Raw genomic sequence first — 25,342 nt, forward strand, 5'->3', positions numbered from 1 at the left:
CCGTCCAGTCGTTCAAGACCAACATGATCTCCGGCAACGTGGCCGACGGCACGCCGATCACGGCCTTCCCTGGCCCTGGCGGCACGCCGTTGCAATAAGCGCCCGCCGCCCGGAGGCGGCAGCATGAAACAAAGGCGATGCCGCCTGCCTCACGATTGGCAGTGCGGCATCGACTTTCTGTTGACGATTGCAGGATCGGCTCACCGTTCCACGGAAACGCCGAACCGCTCCGTCCCCTTGTTTCGCGGCAATTTCGAACGAAAACCCGCTTCACACTTTTCCTGGAATTGCGCCGGCAGCAGCCTGCTTCCGCATTGCCCGGTTTGCGCCGTCCGGATCGCTTTGCTATAGGCGAAGTCCCTATCCTGGCGGGGCCGACCCGCCATCCCCCAACTGTTGAACGAGGCATTCTTTCCATGGCGAAGATCAAGGTGGCGAACCCGGTCGTCGAACTCGACGGCGACGAGATGACCCGCATCATCTGGCAGTTCATCAAGGACAAGCTGATCCACCCTTATCTCGACCTCAAGCTCGAATATTACGACCTCGGCATCGAGCACCGCGATGCCACAAACGACCAGGTGACCATCGACTCGGCCAACGCCATCAAGAAATACGGCGTCGGCGTGAAATGCGCGACGATCACCCCCGACGAACAGCGCGTCGAGGAGTTCAAGCTGAAGAAGATGTGGAAATCGCCGAACGGCACGATCCGCAACATCCTCGGCGGCACCATCTTCCGCGAGCCGATCATCATGAAGAACGTGCCGCGCCTGGTGCCGGGCTGGACCAAGCCGATCATCGTCGGCCGCCACGCCTTCGGCGACCAGTACCGCGCCACCGATTTCCGCTTCCCCGGCAAGGGCAAGCTGACGATCAAGTTCGTCGGCGAGGACGGGACGGTGATCGAGCATGACGTGTTCGACGCTCCCGGCGCCGGCGTCGCCATGGCGATGTACAATCTCGATGAGTCGATCCGCGAGTTCGCCCGCGCCTCGCTGAACTACGGCCTGCTGCGCAACTATCCGGTCTATCTGTCGACCAAGAACACCATCCTGAAAGCCTATGACGGCCGCTTCAAGGACATTTTCCAGGAAGTCTACGAGGCTGAATTCGAGGCCGAGTTCAAGTCGAAGAAGTTGTGGTACGAGCACCGCCTGATCGACGACATGGTGGCTTCCAGCCTGAAATGGTCGGGCGGCTATGTCTGGGCCTGCAAGAACTACGACGGCGACGTGCAGTCCGACACGGTGGCGCAAGGCTTTGGCTCGCTCGGCCTGATGACCTCGGTGCTGATGACGCCGGACGGCAAGACCGTGGAAGCCGAAGCGGCGCATGGCACCGTCACCCGCCACTACCGCCAGCACCAGAAGGGCGAGGAAACCTCGACCAATTCGATCGCCTCGATCTTCGCCTGGACCCGTGGCCTCGCCCACCGCGCCAAGCTCGACGACAATGCCGAACTGAAGCGTTTTGCCGAGACGCTGGAAAAGGTCTGCATCCAGACTGTCGAGTCCGGCTTCATGACCAAGGACCTGTCGCTGCTGATCGGTCCCGATCAGCCCTGGCTCTCGACCACCGGCTTCCTCGACAAGATCGACGAGAACTTGCAGAAGGCGATGGCATAAGAGCCCACATTTCCACATGCCGAAGGCTCCGAAAGGAGCCTTCGCTTTTTTTGGGCCGCGAAAGAAAAGGGCTGATACTATGACCAGGCCAGTCCTCCATGGCGCGGACTACAGTGTCTATGTACGCATCGCGCGGATGGCGCTGGAGGAGAAGGGTGTCGACTACGAACTCGTTCCGCTCGATATCTTCGCCGCCGACGGCATCCCGGCCTGGTATCTGAGAAATCACCCGTTCGGCCGCATCCCGGCCTTCGAGCATGACGGTTTCCGCCTCTTCGAGACGAATGCGATCACCCGCTATGTCGACGAGGCTTTCGACGGTCCGGCGCTGCAGCCCGCCGATGCGCGCGGCCGCGCCAGGATGGGCCAGATGACAGGCATGCTCGACGCCTATGGCTACCGCGCCATGGTTTGGGACGTTGCCGTCGAGCGGCTGGAGAAGGCGGAGCCGGACGAGGCGTTGATCGCCGGTGGCCTGAGCCAGGCAGAGACGGTGCTGCGTGTGCTCACCTCGCTCAAGGCTCCGGGACGGTGGCTGCTAGGCGACCAGGTGACGCTGGCCGACCTGCATGCGGCTCCGATCATCGCCTATTTCCTCAAGGTCGCCGAGGGGCAAAAGCTGCTGGCCGAGTTCGCAGACATCCAAGGCTGGTACACGCACATTGCCGCTCGTCCAAGCTTTGCTCGCACCGAGAAAGCCGAATAGCGCATCAATCGGGACGATAGATTTCCGAAAAGCGTCGGCCTGATGCATGGTCAGCGTTGGCCTATCTTCTCCGCATCGGCCTTCGAAACATCCAGGCGGCAGGCGCGCGTTAGAACCTGATTTCTGGCCGGGTCACCATCAGCCAGAGGATCGCAAGCACCGCGCCAAAGGCGGGAAGGCCGCAAGCAAACCAGATGCGAAACAGGCGTTTCTCCTCGGCAGGCAGCGGCGCGCTTTCGATGGCCGCCTGCCGCGCCAGATTGCGGATCCGGACCTGAATCCAGACCACCGGCAGCCAGAACAGGCCAGTCACCACATAGAGCAGCAAGGACAGCACGATCCAGCCTTCGGAGAGGGGCCAGCCCACAGCCTGCGCCAGCAACACACCGGTGACCGGCTGCACGATCACGGCGGTCGCCGTAAAGATGGTATCGGCGATGACGACCGTGGCCGCGACATGGGCGACGAGATCGGCGCGGCCGCTGCGTTGCGCCATCAGCATGAAGAAGGCAATGCCGGCGCCAGTGCCGAACAGAACCGTGGCGCCGATGACATGCGCCCAGCGCAATATGTCAGCCCAGAGGCTCATCGCTCGTCGAGCACCGCGAGCGCCACCAGCACCAGGCAAAGCGCGGGGATCGTCTTGACCAGAGGTCCCAGCGGATCGAGCCATAGACCTGGGACAAGAAGCGTCGCCCCGACCAGATAGGACAGGGTGATGGCGATCATCGCCAGCAGCGCGCGCCGGGCCACGGAGCGGACCACGACAGCCGCGCCAACCAGGATATCCGCCGCGCTTCCGGCCAGAACCGCGATATGAGCGAAGCTCGCCGACACGCCATGGGAAACAAGGATATCCGCCGCCGCGTCTTGCCGCATCAGACCGATGACACCCGAAACAAGCCAGAACAGGGACAGGCAAGCAAAGATGACAGGTTTTGCCAGCCACAGGCGGGCGAACCATCGCTCCTGGGCATTGGCGGGCATGTCGGCCAGCGTTGCTTCCAGCGGCTGAAGCGGACGGTCGGAAACCTGGTTCCAGGCTGTTGCGTCGCCTGTCACGCCCCGCGCCACAGCGGCAAGTGCTGCGCTGCGCAGCGGGGAGCGCCAGCCAACAATGCCAAGCATATCGGCAACTGCGCCCGCAAGCCGGCCGAGCATGGCAGGCATCGGCACCACTCTCGCCGGCGGCAGACCAAGCCACGCACGCAAGGTGGAGAGGACCTCGGCGAGCGGCCGGGCATTGTCCTCGACCAGATCGAGTGCAAGTCGGGACGGCAGCGGCCCGGCGACCGCGCGCGCCACCGCGTCGGCGACGTCGGTGACCGCCACGGTCTGGATCGGCTGGCGCGGCATGACGGCCGGGATAAAACCCGGGAATGCCGCAAGGGCGCGCAGAAGTGCCGTTCCGCCATAGGCGGTCCGCGCGATCACCAAGCCGGGCCGCAGGATGGTCCACTCCAGCGAGGAGCTTGCGACGGCCTTGTCGCCTTGCGCCTTGCTGCTGAAGAAAGGATTTGCCGAAGCGAGATCGGCGCCGATCGCGGAGATCTGCACAAAGCGGCGCACACCGGCCTGTCCGCAGGCCGCGACGAGTGCCGCCACCGAACCCCGGTGAACGGCGTCGAGGCGGTCGCGCGGGCCGTCCTGCAAGGCGCCCGCCGCGTTGACGACCGCGTCCATGCCGGCAACCACCGGCAGCCAGTTTTCAGCTACAAGCAGTTTCGACATGTCCGCCGCGATCCAGCGAACCGTCGGCCGGCGGCGCCCGGCATCGCGAACATCGCGACCGAGGCCGGTCACATGATGACCGTCGCGAAGCAGACGGCCGATGACAGTGTCCCCGATCAACCCATAGCCACCGAGGACGAGAACATTCATGTCATGGCCTTCAGGCGGCTTCGAGCGCCGCCCTCACAGCCGCGATCGCATCATTGGCCTTCGAGGCATCCGGGCCGCCGGCCTGGGCCATGTCGGGCCGCCCGCCACCGCCCTGTCCGCCCAAGGCGGCGGAGGCCACGCGCACAAGGTCGACGGCGCTGAAGCGGCCGACGAGATCGTCGGTGACGGCGACGACGACGCTTGCCTTGTTGTCCTCGCCGGCACCGACGAAGACGACGACGCCGGAGCCGAGCGAGGTCTTGCCGGCATCGGCCAGCGGCTTCAGATCCTTCGGCGAGACGCCGGAGACCGCCTTGCCGAGGAAGCCGACGCCTGCGACCGTCTCGTTCTCCGAGGGCGCACCCGCCGCGGCACCGCCGCCGAGTGCCAGCTTTTTGCGCGCTTCGGTCAGTTCCTTCTCGAGCTTCTTGCGCTCCTCGAGCAAGGTCTCGACGCGCGCCGGCACGTCGGCGGGCGAGATTTTCAGCACGGCCGCCGCCGCCTTCAGACGCCGGTCCTGCTCGTCGAGATATTTTCTGGCCGCTTCGCCGGTAAGCGCCTCGATGCGACGCACGCCGGCGGCGACCGCGCTATCGGAGACCACCCGGACCAGGCCGATATCGCCCGTCGCCCTGACATGGGTGCCGCCGCAGAGTTCGACTGAATAGGGCCGGTTGGCCTTGGCGCCATGCAGCCCGGTGCCCATCGACACGACGCGTACCTCGTCGCCGTATTTCTCGCCGAACAGCGCCATGGCGCCCTCGGCGATGGCGTCGTCGACCGACATCAGGCGCGTGGTCACGGGGCTGTTCTGCACGACGATTTCGTTGGCCATGCGCTCTACCTCTTCGAGCTCCTCGGCCGAGATCGGCTTGTTGTGCGAAATGTCGAAGCGCAGACGCTCGGGCGCGACCAGCGAGCCCTTCTGTGCGACATGGGTGCCCAGCACCTCGCGCAGCGCCTCGTGGATCAGGTGCGTGGCGGAGTGGTTCGCCCGCAGCCTGGTGCGACGTGCGTGATCGACCTTGAGCTCGACGGCAGCGCCGGTCTTGACCGTGCCGCTCGCCACCTTTCCTAGATGAACGAACAGCCCGTCGGCCTTCTTCTGCGTGTCGGAGATCTCGATCGAGAACCCTTCGCCCGAGATGATGCCGGTATCGCCCATCTGGCCACCGGACTCACCGTAGAACGGCGTCTGGTTGACGACCACCGCAACGGCGTCGCCCTTGCTGGCGCTGTCGACGGTCTTGCCGTCCTTGACCAGCGCCTGGATGAGGCCTTCCGCCTGCTCGGTCTCGTAACCGAGGAATTCGGTGGCGCCGGTCTGTTCGCGCACGGAGAACCATACCGTCTCGGTCGCGGCCTCGCCGGAGCCCGCCCAATGCTTGCGGGCCTCGGCCTTCTGCTGCTCCATCGCATTGGTGAAGCCGGCAAGATCGACCGAGATGTCGCGCTGGCGCAGCGCGTCCTGCGTCAGGTCGAGGGGGAAACCGTAGGTGTCGTAAAGCTTGAAGGCCGTCTCGCCATCCAGCATGTCGCCCGCATGCAGCGTTTCCGTCGCCTCGGAGAGCAGGCCGAGGCCGCGCACCAGCGTCTTGCGGAAGCGCGTCTCTTCGAGCTTCAGCGTCTCGGTAATCAGCTGTTCGCCGCGCAGCAGTTCAGGATAGGCCTGGCCCATCTCGCGCACCAGCGCCGGCACCAGCTTCCACATCAGCGGCTCGTTCGCGCCGAGCAGCTGCGCGTGGCGCATGGCGCGGCGCATGATGCGGCGCAGAACATAGCCGCGGCCTTCGTTCGACGGCAAGACACCGTCGGCGACCAGGAAGGAGGACGACCGCAAATGGTCGGCGATGACGCGGTAGGAAGCCACCGTTTCCGCATCGGGCGCACGGCCGAGCGCGGAGGAGGCCGCGTCGATCAGGTGACGGAACAGGTCGGTCTCGAAGACGCTTTCCACCCCTTGCAGGATGGAAGCCATGCGCTCCAGGCCCATGCCGGTGTCGATGGACGGGCGCGGCAGGTCGATGCGCTCCTCCTTCGTCACCTGTTCATACTGCATGAACACCAGGTTCCAGAATTCGAGGAAGCGGTCACCATCCTCTTCGGGGCTGCCGGGAGGGCCACCCCAGATGTGCTCGCCACGATCGATGAAGATCTCCGAGCACGGGCCGCAGGGGCCCGTGTCGCCCATCGCCCAGAAATTATCCGAGGTCGCGATGCGGATGATGCGATCGTCCGAGAAACCGGCGATCTTCTTCCACAAGCCGGCCGCCTCGTCGTCCGTGTGGTAGACGGTGACCAGCAGCTTGTCCTTCTTGAGCCCGAACTCCTTGGTGATCAGGTTCCAGGCTAGCTCGATGGCACGCTCCTTGAAGTAATCGCCGAAGGAGAAATTGCCGAGCATCTCGAAGAAGGTCAGATGGCGCGCGGTGTAGCCGACATTGTCGAGGTCGTTGTGCTTGCCGCCGGCTCGAACGCTCTTCTGGGCAGTGGTGGCGCGCGAATAGGACCGCTTCTCCAGGCCGGTGAAGACGTTCTTGAACTGCACCATGCCGGCATTGGTGAACATCAATGTCGGATCGTTGCGCGGCACGAGCGGGCTCGAGGCCACGACCTCGTGGCCCTCCTTGCGGAAATAGTCGAGAAATGTCGACCGGATCTCGTTCACGCCACTCATGACTGCTGCCTTTTCGCGAAACCCGCCGGCGCGGCCGGCGGAAACTGGTGTCTGCTTTCCAGAAATAGACTTGGCCTTTTAGCGGGCACGCTCCAGCCTGTCCAGAAACACGGAACTGGGCCAATCTCGGGAGTCTATTGGTCCCAAAAACGAAAACCGCCGGCGCGAAGGCCGGCGGTTTTGGACGCGGTACTAAAGAACTCGATTACTTAAGCATCGGATCATAGGTCGACTTTATGGCCGAACTCTGTCCGTTGCCCTACATCGCGCCGGCTTCGTCCTCAAAACCGTCGTCGCCGCCTTCAGAGCCGCCATTTTCGAGGAACTTTTCGGCGATAAGCCCGGCATTCTGCCTGAGCGCCAGTTCGATCTCGCGTGCGGTATCGGGATTGTCGCGCAGGAACAGTTTTGCATTTTCGCGGCCTTGGCCGAGACGTTGCGAATTGTACGAGAACCAGGCGCCGGACTTCTCGACCACGCCGGCCTTGACGCCGAGATCAACCAGCTCGCCGGTCTTGGACACGCCCTCGCCATACATGATGTCGAACTCGACCACCTTGAAGGGCGGCGCCAGCTTGTTCTTGACCACCTTGACGCGGGTCTGGTTGCCGACGACCTCGTCGCGATCCTTGACCGAGCCGATGCGGCGGATGTCGAGGCGCACCGACGCATAGAATTTCAGCGCGTTGCCGCCGGTCGTGGTCTCGGGCGAACCGAACATGACGCCGATCTTCATGCGGATCTGGTTGATGAAGATGACCATGGTGTTGGAGCGCGAGATCGAGGCGGTCAGCTTGCGCAGCGCCTGGCTCATCAGGCGGGCCTGCAGGCCGGGCAGCGAATCGCCCATCTCGCCCTCGATTTCGGCGCGCGGCGTCAGTGCCGCGACCGAATCGACCACCAGCACGTCGATGGCGCCGGAACGCACCAGCGTGTCGCAGATTTCCAGCGCCTGCTCGCCGGTGTCGGGCTGCGAGATCAGCAGGTTCTCAAGATCGACGCCGAGCTTGCGGGCATAGACCGGGTCGAGCGCGTGTTCGGCGTCGACGAAGGCGCAGATGCCGCCCTTCTTCTGGGCTTCGGCCACCGTGTGCAGAGCCAGCGTCGTCTTGCCCGAGCTTTCCGGCCCGTAGATCTCGATGATGCGGCCGCGCGGCAGGCCACCGACGCCGAGCGCGATGTCGAGACCGAGCGATCCGGTCGGCACCGTTTCAATCTCGACGACCTGCTCGTTCGCGCCGAGCCGCATGATCGAGCCCTTGCCGAAAGCCCGCTCGATTTGCGACAGCGCCGCATCCAGAGCCTTTGATTTGTCCACTGCCTTATCCTCTACAAGCCGCAAAGAATTCTGAGCCATGATACATCACCCCTTGGTCGTCAATGAAGGCCGGACAATCCGTAATCCCTGCCATTTTGTACCTTTTTTGTTCTCGTTTGGCAAGAGGGATCAAATGTCTGAAAAACAAGTCATATCCGGATTTGTTCTTTTTTCGTACCAAGAGATCGAACAGGAATGCACCCGCATTGGGCCAGACTGCCCGATTGCACCGATCCGCCGAATCGCCATCTTGCTGGCGAAGTCCATCGCGCAGTCTAGCGCTTGTGCAGTTGCAATAACAAAGGGCATATCGCCGGCATGGTGAAATCCATAGAGATACTGGCCGTGGGCGGCGCCCATATCGACCGGCGCGGCCAGGTGTCAGGCACGTATGTGCCGGCCGCGTCCAATCCCGGCACGATGCGCGAGGACGTCGGCGGCGGCGTGTTCAACGCGCTGCGCAGCACGGTGCGGCGCGGCGTGTCGGGCTCGCTGATATCGATGCGAGGCGGCGATGCCGGGGCGGACGCCATTTCGCGAGCTATCGCCGAGGCAGGCATCGCCGACCTGTCGGCGGTCTTCCTCGATCGCGCGACGCCGAGCTACACCGCGCTGATCGATCGCGAGGGCGAGCTGATCGTCGGCTTCGCCGACATGGCGCTCTATGACCTGGCGTTCCCCAAGCAGATGAGGCGCTCCAAGGTCCGCGAGGCGATCGTTGCCGCCGATGCCATCCTGTGCGACGCAAATCTGCCGTCGGCGGCACTGGAGCGGCTGGTTTCGCTCGCCGCGGGCAAGCCGGTGTATGCCATTGCCATTTCGCCGGCCAAGGTGGTCCGGCTTGTACCGGTGCTCGGCGCGCTGGCGCTGGTCTTCATGAACCGGCGCGAGGCCATCGCGCTGGCCGGCGTCAACGCGAGCGCCGACGAACGGGATGTCGTCGACGGTTTGCGATGCAGCGGCCTTGCCAGCGGCGTCGTGACTGCGGGCAGCGCGCCGGTGCTGGGTTTCGACGAAACAGGCGCTTTTTCGATCCAGCCGCCGGCGCCGAGAAAAGTCGCTGACGTCACGGGCGCCGGCGACGCGCTGGCGGGTACGACGGTGGCAGCCCTGCTGCGCGGCCTGCCCCTGCGCCAGGCCTTGCGCGAAGGCGTCGCGGCGGCGACGCTGGCCATCGAAAGCCCAAACGCCATCCCTGATTTCACCGCGGCGAGCTTCGCGGAAGCTCTGGCTCTTGTGCCGGACGCGCAGGAAGTGGCATGAGACCGGCAAATTCATAGTATCGCTGGTGTCGCCGGGTGTCCCCTTGCGCTTCACCCGCGAGTTGGAGATCGAGATGAGACCCGAGACCGCCCGCCCCTTCATCGACATCCACGCACCAGTGGCGCAAGCCCTGGCCGCCGGGCGCCCGGTTGTGGCACTGGAAAGCACCATCATCACCCATGGCATGCCCTACCCCGACAATGGCGCCATGGCGGCCAATGTCGAGAAGATCATCAGCGACGGCGGCGCCGTACCGGCGACGATCGCCGTGGTTGGCGGCCGCATCAAGATCGGCCTGTCCGACGGCGAGCGCGAATCGCTGGCGATGACCGGGGACGCCATGAAGCTGTCGCGCGCCGACCTCGGCTTCGCCGTCGCGCAAGAACGCACCGGCGGCACCACCGTCGCCGCCACCATGATCGCGGCTGAAATGGTCGGCATAAAAGTGTTTGCCACCGGCGGCATTGGCGGCGTGCACAAGGGCGCGGAGAAGAGCTTTGACATCTCCGCCGATCTCGACGAATTGGCACGGACGCCGGTGATCGTCGTCTCGGCCGGCGCCAAGGCGATCCTCGATATCGAAAAGACGCTGGAAGTGCTGGAGACGCGCGGCGTGCCTGTTGTCGGCCATGGCTGCGAGACGATGCCCGCCTTCTGGTCGCGGCAGTCGCCGTTCCGCGCCCCGCTGACCTTGCACGGACCGGACGAGATCGCGCATTTCTACCGGACCAGGGTTGCGCTGGGGCTCGGCGGCGGCGTGCTGGTCGCCAATCCGGTGCCGGAAAACCAGGAAATCCCGGCTGAAGAGATGGCGGGCTACATCGAAGCCGCGCAAAAGGCGGCCGAGGCGCTCAACGTGACCGGCAAGGCGGTGACGCCGTTCCTGTTGGGGAAGATCCTGGAGCTGACCGGCGGCCGCAGCCTCAAGACCAACATTGCGCTGGTCGAAAACAATGCGCGGCTGGCGGCCCAGATCGCGAAGGCGCTGTAGTTCACTTCCCAGCCCTTCGCCCCGCCTCATAGGCGCGGCGTGCCCACACCGTCATTTCGTCGGGATCGTCAAAAGCGCTGTCGGGAATGCTCCAATAAGGCATCGCCACCAGCTTGCCGTGCCGCTTGCCGGTGTAGGTCCATTGCTTGCAGCCCACGGCTTCGAAATCGGGCGCGCTTTGCTCGTCGGCCTTGAGCAGCAATTCGCCGTGCAGCACGATGGCGACGATGACGCCATCGAAATAGATGCCCTTGCCGCCGAACAGTCGGCGGATGCTGACCGGGCCTAGCCCTGAGAACAGTTCGGCGATGCGTTCATTGTCCATGCCGCGATCATGTCACCTGCATTTGACATTGTCATCGCGCAACCCAAATCATGCCGACATGTCGAGGACATTTGCGTCGGAGTTTTTGTCATGCCGCTTCTGCTCAAGGGGTCCTGCCGCTGCAACGCGGTCCGTTTCGAGGTGGAAAGCCACACGCCGGTGCCGTTCATGCTGTGCTACTGCTCGATCTGCCGCAAGCAGCAGGGCGGCGGTGGTTTCGCCATAAATCTCGGCGCCGACTACGAAACGCTGAACATCAGAGGCAGGAGAAACCTTGGCGTCTACCGGGCCGAGATCGAGGATGACGAGCATCCCCATTGCGAGGTCTCGACCGGCGAACGCAATTTCTGCCGCAAATGCGGGTCGGCGCTCTGGCTTTACGACCCGACCTGGCCGGAGCTGGTGCATCCCTTCGCCTCGGCGATCGACAGCGACCTGCCGAAGCCGCCGGAGAAGGTGCATCTGATGCTGAAGTACAAGGCGAACTGGGTCGAGCCCGATATCGGCAAGGGCGACAAGACGTTCGACATCTACCCCGAGGAATCGATCGCCGACTGGCACAAGCGGACGGGCATGTGGGTTGAGTGACAGGGGCGGCGCTAGCTTCTCAGAACTTGGCGCTGCCCCTCATCCGGCCCTTCGGGCCACCTTCTCCCCGTAAACGGGGCGAAGGAAGATCAGGCAGAGGCACGTGCTTCCGCCAGCGCCTTCAAGTCGGCCGGCTTCAGTTCGACGGATTCGCCGCAGCCGCAGGCAGAGCTCTGGTTCGGGTTGTGGAAGGTGAAGCCGGTGCGCAGCGTCGTCTGCTCGAAATCCATCTCGGTGCCGAACAGGAAAAGGGCAGCCTCCGGCGCGACATAGACATGGGCGCCGTCGCGTTCGATGTGGTCGTCCTTGATGTTGGGCTCGGTCACCAGATCGACCGTGTATTCCATGCCGGCGCAGCCGCCCTTCTTGATGCCGAGGCGGATGCCGTGCGCATTTTCGCGGGTGGCAACGATCTCGCGCACGCGGTCCGCGGCCTTTTCGGTCATCGTGATGACGGCGAAGCGTCCCATTGTCTTTCCTTCTCCATTCCGTGCAGGTTCAAGGCCTGCCGAATGATTCCTCACCTAAAATGGTGAAGTTTTACCCCTGGCGCAAGTGTACCAGGCTCGACGCTAGTACCAGCCAACCGCCACCTGCGCCTCTTCCGACATGCGGTCGGGCGACCAGGGCGGGTCGAAGGTCATGTTGACCTCCACGCCAGATACGCCTTCGACGGCGCCGACGGCGTTTTCGACCCAGCCCGGCATTTCGCCGGCGACCGGGCAACCCGGTGCGGTCAGCGTCATGTCGATCTTGACCGAGCGGTCGTCCTCGATGTCGATCTTGTAGACGAGGCCGAGCTCGTAGATGTCGGCCGGAATTTCCGGGTCGTAGACCGTCTTCAGCGCCGAAACGATGTCGTCGGTCAGCCGCGCCAGCTCGTCGGGGGGAATCGCCGAGGCCGACACCACGCTGTTGACGGCGGGTTCCGGAGTGGTCTCTGCAGCGATGCTCGCATCATCCATGGTCGTCACCCAAAAAAATCGTCACCCGAAGAATTTGCGCGCTTTTTCAAGCGCCTCGGCCAAGGCATCGACTTCGGCCCTGGTATTATACATGCCGAACGATGCCCTGCATGTGGAGGTTACGCCAAAGCGTTTCAACAGCGGCTGGGCGCAATGGGTGCCGGCGCGGACGGCAACACCTTGCCTATCAATGACCATCGACACGTCATGGGCATGGATACCTTGCAATTCGAACGAGATGATGGCGCCCTTGCCGGGCGCGTCACCGAAGATGCGCAGCGAATTGATGGCGCGCAGCCGCTCGTGCGCATAAGTCTTGAGGTCTTCCTCGTGCGCGGCGATGCGTTCGCGGCCAACTTTTTCCATGTAGTCCAGCGCAGCGCCCAGCCCGATCGCCTGGACGATCGGCGGCGTGCCGGCCTCGAAGCGATGCGGCGGCTCGTTGTAGGTGACGATGTCTTCCGTCACTTCCTCGATCATCTCGCCGCCGCCCATGAACGGCCGCATGCCCTGGAGAATGTCCTTCTTGCCGTAGAGCACGCCGATGCCCGAAGGACCGTAGACCTTGTGACCGGTGAAGACGAAGAAGTCGCAGTCGAGGTCCTGCACATCAATCGGCATATGCACCGCGCTCTGGCTGCCGTCGACGAGGACCGGAATGCCGCGCGCATGCGCGATGCGCACGATCTCCTTGATCGGCGTCACCGTGCCCAGCGCATTCGACATCTGCGTGATGGCGACCAGTTTGGTGCGGTCGCTCAGCCGCTTCTCGAACTCCTCGACGTGGAACACGCCGAGATCGTCGACCGGCACCCAGACCAGTTTGGCGCCCTGCCGCTCGCGGATGAAATGCCAGGGAACGATGTTGGAGTGGTGCTCCATGATCGACAGCACGATCTCGTCGCCCTCGCCGATATTGGGCATGCCATAGCCATAGGCGACGGTGTTGATCGCCGAGGTGGTGTTCGAGGTGAAGACGATGTTGTCGGTGCTTGGCGCGTTCAGAAACCTCTGCACTGACTTTCGCGCGTTCTCGTAGGCGTCGGTCGCCGCATTGGACAGGAAATGCAGGCCGCGATGGACGTTGGCGTATTCCTGGGAATAGGCGTGCTGAATCGTATCCAGCACCACCTGAGGCTTCTGCGCCGAAGCGCCATTGTCGAGATAGACCAGCTTCTTGCCGTAGACTTCACGCGACAGGATCGGGAAATCGCGGCGGATCGCCTCGACGTCGTAGAAATCTCCGATCTTGCCTGGAGCGTTCATCATCTCACCCGTGCGTCGCAAACCATTCGTCGAGTCTGGCTTCCAGCGCCTCGACGATCGTCTCGTCGTCCAGTTCCTCGATCACCTCGGCGACGAAGGCCTTGACCAGCAGGCCACGGGCATTCTTCTCGTCGACACCGCGCGCCATTAGGTAGAACAGATGGTCGTGGTCGATCTCGGTTACCGTCGCGCCATGGCCGCAGACGACGTCGTCGGCAAAGATTTCGAGCTCCGGCTTGGTCGAGAACTCGCCATCATCCGACAACAGCAGCGTGTTGCAGGCCATCTTGGCGTTGGTCTTCTGCGCATATTGGTGGACGTTGATGCGGCCCTGGAAGACGCCGCGCGCCTTGCCCGTCACCACGTTGCGGATGATCTCCGTAGACGTCGTGTGCGGGACGGCGTGGTCGAGCACCATGGTCACGTCGCTATGGGTATCGCCGGCCAGAAGGTTGATGCCGCGCAGTTTGAAATCGGCGCCTTCGCCCGTCGTCTTGACCATGACTTCCTGGCGCACAAGCTTGCCGCCGGCATTCATGACGAACAGCGTCAGTTTCGCGTTCTTGCCGATATGGGCCTTGAACTGCGCCAGATGCGTCGCCGTGTCAGGCTGCTCCTGAACGATCAGCCAAGTCACCTCGGCGCCTTCGCCGAGCACGAGCTGGCTGACCGAACTGACCAGTGCGGCGCCATCGCCCGCCTGACGCTCGACGATGACCGCTTTGGCGCCGGCGCCGACGCGGACCGGCAGACGCACATGGGTCTGGCCGCCGGCCTGCAAATTCTGCAGCTCGATCGGCTTTTCCAGCTCTGTGCCGTCGGCGATGTCGATGAAGTAACCGTCGGCGACGAAAGCCGTGTTCAGTGCACCGATCGCATCATCGCTGCCATAGGGGTCGAGCCCGGGCGCGATGGTGCCGTCGATCAGCTTTTCCGACAGGCGCTGGACGGCAACGCCCTCGATGCCAGGCACTTTCGCATCGGACTTGCCGTTGAGCACCGGCAGAACGGTGGAGCCCTCGACGATCGGCGCGATGGTCTTGGCCATGGCGGCTGGGTCGAAGTCCGGCACCACGTTCAACAGCCGGCGGAGATCCGTGTAGTGCCAGGATTCGACGCGCCGCGTCGGCAGGCCGTGCTTGATCGCCTCGATCGCGTCGTCGCGCTTCAGCATCACCGCACCGTCACCCGGCAGCAACGACAGCCGGTCGCCGAACGCGTCGATCAACGCCGTCTCGGCCGGTGTCCGCTGCGGTTGTGTGTGCATATTCATCAGCTTCGCCCCGTCTTTTGGTACAAAATGACTTGGCATCTCACGCGGCTTCGCCGATCACGCCGGCATAACCATTGGCCTCGAGGTCGAGCGCCAGCGACTTGTCGCCGGATTTGATGACCTGGCCCCTGTAGAGCACGTGCACGCTATCGGGCACGATGTGCTCGAGCAGCCGCTGGTAGTGGGTGATGACCAGGAACGCCCGGTCCGGCGCGCGCAGCGCGTTGACGCCGTCGGAAACGATCTTCAGCGCATCGATGTCGAGGCCGGAATCGGTCTCGTCGAGCACGCACAGCTTTGGCTCGAGCAGCTTCATCTGCAGGATCTCGGCGCGCTTCTTCTCGCCGCCGGAGAAGCCGACATTGAGCGGCCGCTTCAGCATCGCCATGTCCATGCTGAGCGAGGCAGCGGCTTCCTTCACCCGCTTCAAAAATTCCGGGATCTTCAGCGGCTCCTGTCCACGCGCCTTGCGCTGCTCGTTCATGGCCACTTTCAGGAATTCCATGGTCGCCACGCCCGGTATCTCCATCGGATACTGGAAGGCCAAGAAGATGCCCGAGGTGGCGCGTTCGGCCGGATCCATTTCGAGGATCGACTGGCCGTTGTAGAGGATGTCGCCCTCGGTCACTTCATAATCCTCGCGGCCGGCGAGGATATAGGACAGCGTCGACTTGCCCGAGCCGTTCGGCCCCATGATCGCGGCGACCTCGCCGGCTTTCACCGTCAGGTTCAGGCCGCGGATGATTTCGGTGCCGTCATCGACGATGCGGGCGTGCAGGTTTCTGATTTCAAGCATTCTTTTGTTTCCTGAATATCTGTCCGGTCAGCCGACCGAGCCCTCAAGCGAGATACCGATCAGCTTCTGCGCCTCGACGGCAAACTCCATCGGCAGCTGCTGGATGACATCCTTGACGAAGCCGTTGACGATCAGCGCGATCGCTTCCTCCTCGGGGATGCCGCGCTGCATGACGTAGAACTTCTGGTCCTCGGAAATCTTGGACGTCGTCGCTTCGTGCTCGAACTGCGCCGTCGAGTTCTTGGCTTCCATGTAGGGCACGGTGTGCGCGCCGCACTGGTCGCCGATCAGCAGACTGTCGCAGTTGGTGAAGTTGCGGGCGTTGGTCGCCTTGCGGTGCGCCGAGACCTGGCCGCGATAGGTGTTCTGCGAGAAGCCGGCGGCGATGCCCTTGGAGATGATGCGGCTCGACGTGTTCTTGCCGAGGTGGATCATCTTGGTGCCGCTGTCGACCTGCTGGTAGCCGTTCGACACGGCGATCGAATAGAACTCGCCGGAAGAGTCGTCGCCGCGCAGGATGCAGCTCGGGTACTTCCAGGTGATCGCCGAACCGGTCTCGACCTGCGTCCACGAAATCTTCGAGCGGTGGCCACGGCAGTCGCCGCGCTTGGTGACGAAATTGTAGATGCCGCCCTTGCCTTCGGCGTCCCCGGGGTACCAGTTCTGCACCGTCGAGTATTTGATCTCGGCGTCGTCGAGCGCCACGAGTTCGACGACCGCGGCGTGCAGCTGATTCTCGTCGCGCTGCGGCGCGGTGCAGCCTTCGAGGTAGGAGACGTAAGCCCCCTCCTCGGCGATGATCAGCGTGCGCTCGAACTGGCCGGTGTTCTTCTCGTTCATGCGAAAATAGGTCGACAGCTCCATCGGGCAGCGCACGCCCTTGGGCACGAACACGAAGGAGCCGTCGGTGAAGACAGCCGAATTCAACGTGGCGTAGAAATTGTCCGAGGTCGGCACGACCGAGCCGAGATATTTCTGCACCAGTTCGGGATGCTCGCGGATCGCTTCCGAGATCGAACAGAAGATGACCCCCGCCTGCGCCAACTCCTTCTTGAAGGTGGTGACGACTGACACGGAATCGAACACCGCATCGACAGCGACGCGGCCGGATTTGTAGACGTTGTCGCTGGGCTCCTCGAGATCGGAGGCATCGGTCTTCTGTACGCCGGCCAGGATCTCCTGCTCCTTGAGCGGAATGCCGAGCTTCTCGTAGACTTTCAGGATTTCAGGATCGACGTCGCTGAGCGAAGTGGGACCGGGCGTGCTCTTGGGCGCCGCGTAGTAATAGATGTCCTGGAAATCGATCTTCGGGTAATTGACGCGCGCCCAGGTCGGCTCTTCCAGCGTCAGCCAGCGCCGATAGGCTTCCAGACGCCATTCCAGCATCCAGGACGGTTCGTCCTTCTTGGCCGAAATGAAACGGATGATGTCTTCGCTTAGGCCCTTGGGAGCCTTGTCGACAGCGATTTCAGTCTGGAATCCGTATTTGTATTGGTCGACGTCGATCTTTCGGACCCGATCGATCGTGTCCTGCACAGCAGGCATATGCGTTCTCCATCCACGCCGGGGTCAAGGCCCGACAGTTTTCAAACTATGTCACCGCACCGGCGCCCTGGAGGCGCCGGAAGTGGCGTAAGTTCCATATAGTGCGTTTCGACCGGAAATTCACCCGGCCACTTGCAAACGCACGGCTCTACCAGGCTGCGAAGCCTGAATTCCATTTCGCCGCGATCAGGCGGCCTGTTCCCTGCCCGCCCGGCGCTGGGCAATTCCCGCCAGCGCGGTACGGAACAATTCAATGTCCTCGGCACCCGTCGCAGCACCGATCGACACGCGCAAGGCGCCAAGACTGTCGCCATAACCCATGGCCTTCAGCACGTGGCTCGGCCCGACCTTGCCCGACGAACAGGCGGAGCCGGCCGACAGCGCCACACCGGCGAGATCAAAGGCGATCTGCGCGGTTTCGGCCTTGATGCCCGCAATAGCGAAGAATGTCGTGTTGGCAAGCCTTGGCGCGTCGGTTCCAAAGATTTCCGCGTCCGGCACCAGCAATTTCACGATGGCTTCGATCTTGTCGCGGTGCTGGCGCACCGCAGCGATCGCCGGCAGTCCGGCCAGCGCTTCACGCGCGGCGGCACCAAACCCGGCGATCGCGGCGAGATTTTCCGTGCCGCCGCGATGGCCCTTTTCCTGGCCGCCGCCATTGATCAGGGGCTTCGGCATCATCAGATCGGCGGCGGCGACGAGGGCGCCGACACCCTTGGGACCGCCGATCTTGTGCGAAGACAGAATCAAATAATCCGCGTAACCCGCTGACATGTCGATGGAAACGCGGCCCGCGGCCTGAACGGCATCGACGACAAGAATGCCGCCAGCGGCCCTGACGATTTCGGCGATCCGATCGATCGGCTGGATCACGCCGGTCTCGTTGTTGGCGGCGTGGATCGCGACCAGCGGCAGGCCCTCGGCCTTGTCATGGCCTGCAAGTGCCGCGGCCAAGACGGCAAGGTCGGCAATGCCGTTGGCATCGACGCCGATGCGCGTCATCTGCGTCGCCGGGAAGCGTCCGCCATTCAACAGGCAGGGATGATCGGCCTCGCAGACGTAGAGCTGGCTCATGCGTACGCTGCCGCGCCCCATCCGCCAATCGGGGGTCAGCAGCGTCGAGGCGGCTTCGGTCGCGCCGGAGGTGAACACGACATGTTCGGGCCCGGCATTTACCAGAGCAGCGACCTCGCGCCTTGCCGTCTCGATCAGGCGCCGCGCTACGCGGCCTTCGGCATGGACCGATGACGGGTTGGCCGCCACGTCAAGCGCCGCGACCATAGCCTCGCGTGCCGCTGCAAGCAGCGGCGCACTGGCATTATAGTCGAGATAGGCGCGTTTTGCGGCCATTTTCGTCCAGTTGATCCTGTCAGAAGCCATTCGGTCGTCGTATGGCGTTATTTCCTTGAAATTCCAAGGCGAGCCGTCCTATTTACGCGGCTTGCGGCGCGGGTGGCCGGGGCTCGACATCTGGCCACTCAGTTTTGAATAGTTCTAAACTAGCTTCTAAGAAGACGCTCGCCCTGCGTCAAGGCCAGAGGAAGGTTCGTTCCGGGCGCCGCGCATTCGTATTACCCAAGTGGAGTATTTCATGCCTGAGGTCATTTTCACCGGTCCGGCCGGCCGCCTGGAGGGACGCTACCAGCCCTCCAAGGAAAAGAGCGCGCCGATCGCCATCGTCTTGCATCCGCATCCGCAGTTCGGCGGCACGATGAACAACAAGATCGTCTACGACCTCTTCTATATGTTCCAGAAGCGCGATTTCACCACGCTGCGTTTCAATTTCCGCGGCATCGGCCGCAGCCAGGGCGAATTCGACCACGGCACCGGCGAGTTGTCGGACGCAGCCGCCGCACTCGATTGGGTCCAGTCGCTGCACCCGGATTCCAAGAGCTGCTGGGTCGCCGGCTATTCTTTCGGCTCGTGGATCGGCATGCAGCTTTTGATGCGCCGGCCGGAGATCGAGGGCTTCATCTCGATCGCGCCCCAGCCCAACACCTATGACTTCTCGTTCCTGGCGCCCTGCCCGTCATCGGGCCTGATCATCCATGGCGATGCCGACAAGGTGGCGCCGCCGAAGGATGTGCAAGGCCTGGTCGACAAGTTGCACACGCAGAAGGGCATCACCATCACGCAGAAGACCCTGCCCGGCGCCAACCATTTCTTCGCCAACCACGCCGATCTTTTGATCGAGGAGTGCGCTGACTATCTCGATCGCCGGCTGGCGGGCGAATTGTCCGATCCGCGGCCCAAGCGGCTGAGATAACCAGGAAGGGCGCCAGCGCCGATGTACGAGCCTCCCCATTTCCAGGAAACGCGGCCCGACGTGCTGCATGGACTGATCAGGGAGCATCCGCTCGGCATGCTGATCTCGAACGGGCCCGACGGCCCGGTCGCCAACGCCATTCCCTTCCTGCTCGACGCCGCGGCGGCGCCGAACGGCAGACTGCGGGCTCACCTGGCCAAGGCCAACCCGCACTGGCGCCTCATCGCCGACAATCCGGCGTCGCCCGTGCTGATCGTCTTCCAGGGCGCCGACGCCTATGTGACGCCCTCCTGGTACGAGACCAAGCGCGAGACCGGCAAGGTGGTGCCAACCTGGAATTATGCCATCGTGCAGGTGCGCGGCACCGCAAAGGTGATCGACGACCAGGAGTGGCTGGCACGGCAGATTGGCGATCTGACCGCTTCCCAGGAAGGTCGCCGTGAGGCGCCCTGGGCAGTGACCGATGCGCCGCCGCCCTTCATCCAGTCGCAGATCAAGGGCATCATCGGGCTGGAGATCGAGATCAGCGAGATCCACGGCAAGTGGAAGGTCAGCCAGAACCGCCCCGTCGCCGATCGTGCCGGCGTGGCGCGGGGACTGGAAAGCGAGGTCGCCAACGCGTCCGACATGGCTCGCCTGGTAAAGTCCTACGGCGGCCTGGACAGCAATTAATCCGGCTTCGACCTATCTTTCAGGAGCAATCAGCCGGAACGATGCCTTGCGGACCGGCAACCCTGACGGCATCGGACGGAAGATGAAGCCGAGCCGGGCAAAGACCAGGCCGCAAGCCAGCGCGAAGGCGCAGCCAAGCCCGAAGCCGGCCACCGTATCGCTCGGATAGTGGGCGCCGACGAAAACCCTGGTCGAGGCGAGACAGGCGGTGATCACCAGGGCGATGTACCAACGCCGCGGAAACAAAAGCAGGAGCACGCCGAACACCCCCCCCATCGTCGTGGCATGGCCGGATGGAAAACCAGCGAAGCGCGCGTCAAAGGCGAAGGGGTGCAGGGCAAGAACACCAAAATCCTGGAAGTAGAGCGGGCGGGCCCGGCCGATCGCATATTTCAGGACGTTGACCAGCAGGCCCGACAGGCCGACGGCGCTCAGCACCAGAAAAGCCAGGCAAGTCCAGTTGTAGACGAGCATCAGCGACCGCCGTGAAAGGCTGCGCCAATCGGTCAGATTGGCCGCGACGAGCAGAAGCGCCGACGGGAGCAGGTACCAGCCACCGAGAGCGAACTGGGTCAGGAATTCAGCCAGCCCGGCTCCCGACCATTGGCCGTGGACCATCCCAGCCGGTGTATCGAGGCGAACAAAGGCCGCCGCCGTCAGCAACACCCAAACGACGAGCCAGACCGGCCATGCGATGTTGGGGTAGCGCGCGGGACGAGCGGCAAAGCGCCTTCTCACGATCTGCGTGGTGTCGCGAAAATTGCTCAGGGATCGGCGCCCTACCCCAAGGAGCCGACCGGAAACTGTAGGGCGCGATTTTACGAGCATTGGGAATTCGACCCCATTGTTGTGGTCATGGGCATCGACGAGCCGTCATGGGACCACACGATAGAGACCGAGCGACAATTTGTCTCCCGACGAATAGTTGAAGCCATCGATCTCCGCGACCCGTTTCGCCGATTTGCCTTGCACCGACAGCATGCCATTCAGTTTCTGCTCGTCCTCGATCGGCGCCAGCCCCAGCGCGCAGGCAGGATCGGCAAGCAGATGCTGTGCGACGCCGCCGACATCGGTCAGCACCGTCTTGGTGCCGACCAGGAACACCAGGCTCGGCTCCTGATACCGCGCCGAGGCCAGCACAGTCGTGTCGCAAGGCTTGTTGGCGAGTACCGCCTGCTTGATCGCCGGGCTCAGCCAGATCGGCTTCAGCGATGGGGCGATGACGCCGAACATCAAGGCATAGGTGATGCCGGCGCAGGCGGCGGTGGCTCCGATGCGAGGCAGCGGCACCTGCAACTGCCGCGAAAAACCGAAATAGCCCGTGCCCAATGCGGCGGCCGCGGCCGGTATGCTCCACCAGGAGAAGCTGTGGGTGAGATAGATCGGCGCTCCGATGCAGACCGCCGCAAGGCCGAGGCTGACCACGACGAGGCCAAAGGCGGTGGACCACCACAGCCATTGCTGCCAGCGCTTGAGCGGTGCATTGGCGTCCTCGGGCGGCAATGTCAGCAGCCAGCCGATCAGCAGCGCCACGGCGGGATATACCGGCAGCACATAATGCGGCAGCTTGGTCGGGATCAGTTCGAACACCAGCCAGAACGGAATGTACCAGGCGAGGCAGAAGCGCACCCTGACATCGTCGCGCAGACGGTTGATAGCCTGGAGGCCAGCGCCGACCGCGATCAGCCCGAACGGCCACATGAACAGCGAATAGGTCAGCATGTAGAAACCGGGCGGCAAGCCATGCGATTCCTCGCCCGACGCGACCTTGCCGAGCATGTCCTTGCCGACAGCCTGCTGCAGGAAAGCGCCGTGGCTTTTCCAGGTGATCGCTGCAAGCCAGGGCAGCGCGATCACCACGACCAGCAACAGGCCGCGTCCGACCCTGAGCTTCGACAGCCAGCGCCCGTCACGCTCGAAGGCGAACAGCACCGCGATGGTCAGCGCCGACAGCAGCGGCGCAATCGGGCCCTTGATGAGGATCGCCGCGCCTTGCGCGATCCAGAAGATCCACCAGAGATGGCCGGCGACCGGTTCGTTGCGGCGCGATGCGAGATAGATCTGCGCCAACGCGCCTTGCGCCGCCACGCAGCAGGCCAGCAGCATAGCATCGGTCTTGGCGTCGCGGCCCTCGAAGGCCGTGGCGAAGATCGCGGCCATCACCAGGCCGGCGGCGATACCGGCATTGGCGCCGAAAAGATTGGTCCCCGTCCAGGCGATCGCCAGCACGGCGATGGCAATGCCCAGTGCCGAGATCGTGCGATAGACCCAGATCGGCGCCTCGGCGCCTTTGCCGCTCAGCGTCACCGCCGCCGATTGCAGCCAGTAGATGCCGATAGGCTTCTGGTAGCGCGAGGCCTCCTGGAAGCGGATATCGACATAGTCGCCGCTCTCGGCCATCTGCTTGGTCGCCTGGACGAAGCGCGACTCGTCACGGTCGATCGGCGGCAGTGATGCCAGCCCCGAAAGCGTCATCACCATGCTGAACAGGAAGAGAAAAATGTAGTTCCTGTTCAACGCCATGCATCAGCCTCTCTAACCATTTTTGCGAAGCGCTCAATCGACCTTGGTCATCGCGGCCTTGCGCTCATTGGCGATCAGCCAGAGATTTCTGATGTAGATGAACATGCCCATGGCCTGGCCGGCGATGAACACCGGATCCTGGCGCTGGATGGCATAGATCAGAAGCAGGCCGCCGCCGAACAGGGAGAAGAACCAGAAGGCCACCGGCACGACGCTGCGCTTGGCCTTTTCCGAGGCGAGCCACTGCACGACGAAGCGCATGGTGAAGAAGAACTGCGCAACGAAGCCGAGCAGGATCCACGCATCGAATTGCTTGATGAAAACCTGGTGAAGCCAGGTCCCCAGTTCCTGAAGCACGTTAAGCACGCTTGATTTCCTCTACTTTTGGCATTCTGCGTCGCCGGCGGCGCAGCCACCAGACACCGCCGAGATCGAGCGCGCCCTGCAGGCCGCGGTCGAAAATGCCGTAATTCGACTTGCCGTAACGGCGCGAGCGGTCGACGACATCGCAATGCACGACGCGATAGCCTTCCTGGATGACCAGGGCCGGGACGAAGCGATGCGTGCCGTCGAAGAAGGGCAGTTTGCGCAGGATATCGGTATGGACAGCCTTCAGGCCGCAGCCGGTATCACGCGTCTCGTCGTGCAGTATGGCGTTTCTCAGCCAGTTGGCGAAACGCGACGCCAGTTGCTTGACCTTGCTGTCGCGGCGCTTGAGGCGCTGCCCCTGCGCAGCGCCGAAATCAGGACCGGCCTGCCGCAAGGCGTCGACCAGCACCGGAATGTATTGCGGATCGTTCTGGCCGTCGCCGTCGATCGTGGCGACGATGCCGCCGCGCGCCGCCCAGGCGCCCGAGCGCACCGAAAGGCTCTGGCCGGCGGATTTCTGGTGCCGCAATTCCCGCACCGGAAAAGAGCGAAGCGCGGACTGTTCGGCAAGCACGGCAGCAGTCTCGTCGGTCGAGCCGTCATTGACGATAATCAGTTCGAAGTCGCGCCCGGCCATCGCCGCCTCGATCTCGTCGATCAAGAGCGGCAGGTTTGCCGCCTCGTTCCTGCAAGGAATGACGATGGATATCAATGCGTCCGGCATGTCGCGTCGGGGCTCTGTCGTCGAATGTGGCATTGATGGGTGCCGTGCGGTGCCGCTCGAGGTCGTGGGCTGCAAGAACCTTTGGCGCGGCGCCTCATTACGCCAGCCGAAACGATGAAGCAAGCATTCGTGCCGTAAGGCGCGATGCACCGTTTCAACAACCGGTGATCGTCAGGAACTTATGATCCCTGGCGCAGAGGCAATCCGGCGCAAGACCGGATTCCACTTTTGCTGATCGCGCTTGGATGCTAAACGCGCCCGTTCACATATGCCCCGCCGGACGGGCGGACGCTTTCGGGAAAGAAAACATGCCTGCCTTCAAATCCGATTTCCTGCGCACGATGAGCGAGCGCGGCTTCATACACCAGATTTCGGACGAGACCGGCCTCGACGAGCTTTTCGCCAAGGAAACGGTCACCGCCTATGTGGGCTATGACGCCACCGCCACCAGCCTGCATATCGGCAATCTGATCTCGGCGACCATGCTTTACTGGCTGCAGGAAACCGGACATCGGCCGATCGCCCTGATGGGCGGCGGCACGTCGATGATCGGCGACCCGTCCTTCCGCGACGACCAGCGCAGCCTTTTGACGCCCGAGGCGATCGCCACCAACATTGAAGGCATCAAGCGCATCTTCGGCCGCATCCTGCGCTTCGGCGACGGCCCCAACGACGCCATCATGGTCAACAATGCCGACTGGCTGATGAAGCTCAACTATGTCGAGTTCCTGCGCGACGTCGGCCGGCATTTCTCCGTCAACCGCATGCTGACCTTCGACAGCGTCAAGCTCAGGCTCGACCGCGAGCAATCGCTGTCGTTCCTGGAATTCAACTACATGATCCTGCAGGGCTATGATTTCGTCGAGCTCGCCCGGCGCCAGAACTGCCGCCTGCAGATGGGCGGATCGGACCAGTGGGGCAACATCATCAATGGCGTCGATCTCGGCCATCGCATGGGCACCCCGCAGCTTTACGCCCTGACCACGCCGCTGCTGACGACATCGTCGGGCGCCAAGATGGGCAAGTCGGCGAAGGGTGCCGTATGGCTCAACGGCGACCTCTTCTCGCCCTATGATTTCTGGCAGTACTGGCGCAACACCGAGGACGCCGATGTCGAGCGCTTCCTGAAGATATTCACCCGCCTGCCTCTCGACGAAATCGCGCGCCTGGCCGCCCTCGGCGGCTCCGAGATCAACGAGGCCAAGAAGATTCTGGCTACGGAGACGACAGCGATCGTCCACGGCCGCGAGGCGGCAGACCAGGCCGAGGAGACCGCCCGCAAGACCTTCGAGGAGGGCGCGCTCGCCGAGACATTGCCGACCGTCGAGGCCGACAAGGCAGCACTCGAAGCCGGCGTCGGCATCCTGTCGCTGCTGGTCGCTGCCGGGCTGGCATCGTCCAATGGCGAGGCGCGGCGCCACATACAGGGCGGCGCGGTTCGCATCAACGACCAAGCGGTCAATGACGACCGCCGCATGGTCACTCTTCAGGATCTGAGTCCGGAAAACGTCGTAAAGCTTTCATTGGGCAAGAAAAAACACGTTCTGGTGCGACCGGGCTGAGGTC

24 protein-coding genes are annotated in these 25,342 nt (G+C 63.3%); 8 read left to right on the forward strand and 16 right to left on the reverse strand.

The features are described from left to right. Positions 1-416 precede the first annotated feature (416 nt). Positions 417-1,628 carry an NADP-dependent isocitrate dehydrogenase gene (locus C1D09_RS11510; protein ID WP_143974376.1) on the forward strand — a complete coding sequence of 404 codons (1,212 nt, stop codon included), beginning with the start codon at positions 417-419 and terminating at the stop codon, positions 1,626-1,628. Between the two features lie 79 nt (positions 1,629-1,707). Then, positions 1,708-2,334, forward strand: coding sequence for a glutathione S-transferase family protein (locus tag C1D09_RS11515; protein ID WP_143974377.1), 627 nt, complete (start codon positions 1,708-1,710; stop codon positions 2,332-2,334). 109 nt (positions 2,335-2,443) lie between these two features. On the opposite strand, the gene C1D09_RS11520 is transcribed toward C1D09_RS11515, so the two are convergent. The 4 genes from C1D09_RS11520 to recA all read right to left on the reverse strand — a co-directional run bounded on the left by C1D09_RS11520 (position 2,444) and on the right by recA (position 8,249). After that, positions 2,444-2,923, reverse strand: coding sequence for a DUF2269 family protein (locus tag C1D09_RS11520; protein WP_143974378.1), 480 nt, complete (start codon positions 2,921-2,923; stop codon positions 2,444-2,446). After that, complete coding sequence (locus tag C1D09_RS11525; protein ID WP_143974379.1) at positions 2,920-4,215, reverse strand: SDR family oxidoreductase; 1,296 nt, start codon at positions 4,213-4,215, stop codon at positions 2,920-2,922. The genes C1D09_RS11520 and C1D09_RS11525 overlap by 4 nt, the downstream gene beginning before the upstream one ends. A gap of 10 nt (positions 4,216-4,225) precedes the next feature. Then, complete coding sequence (gene alaS, locus C1D09_RS11530; protein WP_143974380.1) at positions 4,226-6,892, reverse strand: alanine--tRNA ligase; 2,667 nt, start codon at positions 6,890-6,892, stop codon at positions 4,226-4,228. Positions 6,893-7,151: 259 nt separating this feature from the next. Beyond that, positions 7,152-8,249: a recombinase RecA gene (gene recA / locus C1D09_RS11535; protein ID WP_010909075.1), complete on the reverse strand. Its 1,098-nt coding sequence runs from the start codon at positions 8,247-8,249 to the stop codon at positions 7,152-7,154. A 279-nt stretch (positions 8,250-8,528) separates the two neighbouring features. Here recA and C1D09_RS11540 point away from each other — a divergent pair, with 279 nt between their 5' ends. Together C1D09_RS11540 and C1D09_RS11545 are read left to right on the forward strand one after the other, a co-directional pair. Next, positions 8,529-9,473, forward strand: coding sequence for a carbohydrate kinase family protein (locus tag C1D09_RS11540; protein ID WP_143974381.1), 945 nt, complete (start codon positions 8,529-8,531; stop codon positions 9,471-9,473). Positions 9,474-9,546: 73 nt separating this feature from the next. Then, positions 9,547-10,464: a pseudouridine-5'-phosphate glycosidase gene (locus C1D09_RS11545; protein ID WP_143974382.1), complete on the forward strand. Its 918-nt coding sequence runs from the start codon at positions 9,547-9,549 to the stop codon at positions 10,462-10,464. 1 nt (position 10,465) lies between these two features. On the opposite strand, the gene C1D09_RS11550 is transcribed toward C1D09_RS11545, so the two are convergent. Next, positions 10,466-10,789 (reverse strand): TfoX/Sxy family protein, encoded by a 324-nt coding sequence (locus tag C1D09_RS11550; RefSeq protein WP_143974383.1) that lies wholly within the window; start codon positions 10,787-10,789, stop codon positions 10,466-10,468. 90 nt (positions 10,790-10,879) lie between these two features. On the opposite strand from C1D09_RS11550, the gene C1D09_RS11555 reads away from it, so the two are divergent. After that, positions 10,880-11,377 carry a GFA family protein gene (locus C1D09_RS11555; protein ID WP_143974384.1) on the forward strand — a complete coding sequence of 166 codons (498 nt, stop codon included), beginning with the start codon at positions 10,880-10,882 and terminating at the stop codon, positions 11,375-11,377. 89 nt (positions 11,378-11,466) lie between these two features. Here C1D09_RS11555 and sufA read toward each other — a convergent pair whose 3' ends face one another. The 7 genes from sufA to C1D09_RS11590 form a co-directional block, all read right to left on the reverse strand. Further along, complete coding sequence (gene sufA / locus C1D09_RS11560; RefSeq protein ID WP_143974385.1) at positions 11,467-11,847, reverse strand: Fe-S cluster assembly scaffold SufA; 381 nt, start codon at positions 11,845-11,847, stop codon at positions 11,467-11,469. A gap of 102 nt (positions 11,848-11,949) precedes the next feature. Continuing rightward, complete coding sequence (locus C1D09_RS11565; RefSeq protein WP_143974387.1) at positions 11,950-12,342, reverse strand: SUF system Fe-S cluster assembly protein; 393 nt, start codon at positions 12,340-12,342, stop codon at positions 11,950-11,952. 21 nt (positions 12,343-12,363) lie between these two features. Then, positions 12,364-13,608 carry a cysteine desulfurase gene (locus tag C1D09_RS11570; protein ID WP_143974429.1) on the reverse strand — a complete coding sequence of 415 codons (1,245 nt, stop codon included), beginning with the start codon at positions 13,606-13,608 and terminating at the stop codon, positions 12,364-12,366. Positions 13,609-13,612: 4 nt separating this feature from the next. Then, positions 13,613-14,881 (reverse strand): Fe-S cluster assembly protein SufD, encoded by a 1,269-nt coding sequence (sufD, locus tag C1D09_RS11575; protein ID WP_143974388.1) that lies wholly within the window; start codon positions 14,879-14,881, stop codon positions 13,613-13,615. Between the two features lie 40 nt (positions 14,882-14,921). Continuing rightward, positions 14,922-15,677: a Fe-S cluster assembly ATPase SufC gene (gene sufC, locus C1D09_RS11580; protein ID WP_143974390.1), complete on the reverse strand. Its 756-nt coding sequence runs from the start codon at positions 15,675-15,677 to the stop codon at positions 14,922-14,924. Positions 15,678-15,704: 27 nt separating this feature from the next. Beyond that, complete coding sequence (gene sufB / locus C1D09_RS11585; protein ID WP_143974391.1) at positions 15,705-17,222, reverse strand: Fe-S cluster assembly protein SufB; 1,518 nt, start codon at positions 17,220-17,222, stop codon at positions 15,705-15,707. A 186-nt stretch (positions 17,223-17,408) separates the two neighbouring features. Further along, complete coding sequence (locus C1D09_RS11590; protein WP_143974431.1) at positions 17,409-18,572, reverse strand: cysteine desulfurase family protein; 1,164 nt, start codon at positions 18,570-18,572, stop codon at positions 17,409-17,411. A gap of 241 nt (positions 18,573-18,813) precedes the next feature. Between C1D09_RS11590 and C1D09_RS11595 the strand changes: the two genes are divergently transcribed. Then, positions 18,814-19,488: an alpha/beta hydrolase gene (locus C1D09_RS11595; RefSeq protein ID WP_027046762.1), complete on the forward strand. Its 675-nt coding sequence runs from the start codon at positions 18,814-18,816 to the stop codon at positions 19,486-19,488. A 21-nt stretch (positions 19,489-19,509) separates the two neighbouring features. Next, the gene (locus C1D09_RS11600; protein WP_143974393.1) at positions 19,510-20,160 is read left to right on the forward strand and encodes an FMN-binding negative transcriptional regulator; all 651 of its coding nucleotides are present in this window, start codon (positions 19,510-19,512) and stop codon (positions 20,158-20,160) included. A 12-nt stretch (positions 20,161-20,172) separates the two neighbouring features. On the opposite strand, the gene C1D09_RS11605 is transcribed toward C1D09_RS11600, so the two are convergent. The 4 genes from C1D09_RS11605 to C1D09_RS11620 form a co-directional block, all read right to left on the reverse strand. Continuing rightward, positions 20,173-20,898 (reverse strand): phosphatase PAP2 family protein, encoded by a 726-nt coding sequence (locus C1D09_RS11605; RefSeq protein WP_246135711.1) that lies wholly within the window; start codon positions 20,896-20,898, stop codon positions 20,173-20,175. Positions 20,899-21,033: 135 nt separating this feature from the next. Further along, the gene (locus tag C1D09_RS11610; protein WP_167514570.1) at positions 21,034-22,683 is read right to left on the reverse strand and encodes an ArnT family glycosyltransferase; all 1,650 of its coding nucleotides are present in this window, start codon (positions 22,681-22,683) and stop codon (positions 21,034-21,036) included. A gap of 33 nt (positions 22,684-22,716) precedes the next feature. Further along, a complete protein-coding gene (locus C1D09_RS11615; RefSeq protein WP_143974397.1) occupies positions 22,717-23,049 on the reverse strand; it encodes a lipid-A-disaccharide synthase N-terminal domain-containing protein in 333 nt (110 codons plus the stop codon). Further along, on the reverse strand, positions 23,042-23,776 hold the full coding sequence (locus C1D09_RS11620) for a glycosyltransferase family 2 protein (protein ID WP_143974399.1): 735 nt from the start codon (positions 23,774-23,776) through the stop codon (positions 23,042-23,044). Before C1D09_RS11620 ends, C1D09_RS11615 begins: the two co-directional genes overlap by 8 nt. A gap of 308 nt (positions 23,777-24,084) precedes the next feature. Between C1D09_RS11620 and tyrS the strand changes: the two genes are divergently transcribed. Further along, positions 24,085-25,338: a tyrosine--tRNA ligase gene (tyrS, locus tag C1D09_RS11625; RefSeq protein ID WP_143974400.1), complete on the forward strand. Its 1,254-nt coding sequence runs from the start codon at positions 24,085-24,087 to the stop codon at positions 25,336-25,338. Positions 25,339-25,342 lie beyond the last annotated feature (4 nt).

Source organism: Mesorhizobium intechi (assembly GCF_002879535.1).
GTDB classification, from domain to species: Bacteria; Pseudomonadota; Alphaproteobacteria; order Rhizobiales; family Rhizobiaceae; genus Mesorhizobium; species Mesorhizobium intechi.

Bases quoted from the DNA above. Each gene is read 5' to 3' on its own strand.
- C1D09_RS11510 (WP_143974376.1), top strand. From the start codon at position 417: ATGGCGAAGATCAAGGTGGCGAACCCGGTCGTCGAACTCGACGGCGAC.
- C1D09_RS11515 (WP_143974377.1), top strand. From the start codon at position 1,708: ATGACCAGGCCAGTCCTCCATGGCGCGGACTACAGTGTCTATGTACGC.
- C1D09_RS11520 (WP_143974378.1), bottom strand. From the start codon at position 2,923: ATGAGCCTCTGGGCTGACATATTGCGCTGGGCGCATGTCATCGGCGCC.
- C1D09_RS11525 (WP_143974379.1), bottom strand. From the start codon at position 4,215: ATGAATGTTCTCGTCCTCGGTGGCTATGGGTTGATCGGGGACACTGTC.
- alaS (WP_143974380.1), bottom strand. From the start codon at position 6,892: ATGAGTGGCGTGAACGAGATCCGGTCGACATTTCTCGACTATTTCCGC.
- recA (WP_010909075.1), bottom strand. From the start codon at position 8,249: ATGGCTCAGAATTCTTTGCGGCTTGTAGAGGATAAGGCAGTGGACAAA.
- C1D09_RS11540 (WP_143974381.1), top strand. From the start codon at position 8,529: ATGGTGAAATCCATAGAGATACTGGCCGTGGGCGGCGCCCATATCGAC.
- C1D09_RS11545 (WP_143974382.1), top strand. From the start codon at position 9,547: ATGAGACCCGAGACCGCCCGCCCCTTCATCGACATCCACGCACCAGTG.
- C1D09_RS11550 (WP_143974383.1), bottom strand. From the start codon at position 10,789: ATGGACAATGAACGCATCGCCGAACTGTTCTCAGGGCTAGGCCCGGTC.
- C1D09_RS11555 (WP_143974384.1), top strand. From the start codon at position 10,880: ATGCCGCTTCTGCTCAAGGGGTCCTGCCGCTGCAACGCGGTCCGTTTC.
- sufA (WP_143974385.1), bottom strand. From the start codon at position 11,847: ATGGGACGCTTCGCCGTCATCACGATGACCGAAAAGGCCGCGGACCGC.
- C1D09_RS11565 (WP_143974387.1), bottom strand. From the start codon at position 12,342: ATGGATGATGCGAGCATCGCTGCAGAGACCACTCCGGAACCCGCCGTC.
- C1D09_RS11570 (WP_143974429.1), bottom strand. From the start codon at position 13,608: ATGAACGCTCCAGGCAAGATCGGAGATTTCTACGACGTCGAGGCGATC.
- sufD (WP_143974388.1), bottom strand. From the start codon at position 14,881: ATGAATATGCACACACAACCGCAGCGGACACCGGCCGAGACGGCGTTG.
- sufC (WP_143974390.1), bottom strand. From the start codon at position 15,677: ATGCTTGAAATCAGAAACCTGCACGCCCGCATCGTCGATGACGGCACC.
- sufB (WP_143974391.1), bottom strand. From the start codon at position 17,222: ATGCCTGCTGTGCAGGACACGATCGATCGGGTCCGAAAGATCGACGTC.
- C1D09_RS11590 (WP_143974431.1), bottom strand. From the start codon at position 18,572: ATGGCCGCAAAACGCGCCTATCTCGACTATAATGCCAGTGCGCCGCTG.
- C1D09_RS11595 (WP_027046762.1), top strand. From the start codon at position 18,814: ATGCCTGAGGTCATTTTCACCGGTCCGGCCGGCCGCCTGGAGGGACGC.
- C1D09_RS11600 (WP_143974393.1), top strand. From the start codon at position 19,510: ATGTACGAGCCTCCCCATTTCCAGGAAACGCGGCCCGACGTGCTGCAT.
- C1D09_RS11610 (WP_167514570.1), bottom strand. From the start codon at position 22,683: ATGGCGTTGAACAGGAACTACATTTTTCTCTTCCTGTTCAGCATGGTG.
- C1D09_RS11620 (WP_143974399.1), bottom strand. From the start codon at position 23,776: ATGCCGGACGCATTGATATCCATCGTCATTCCTTGCAGGAACGAGGCG.
- tyrS (WP_143974400.1), top strand. From the start codon at position 24,085: ATGCCTGCCTTCAAATCCGATTTCCTGCGCACGATGAGCGAGCGCGGC.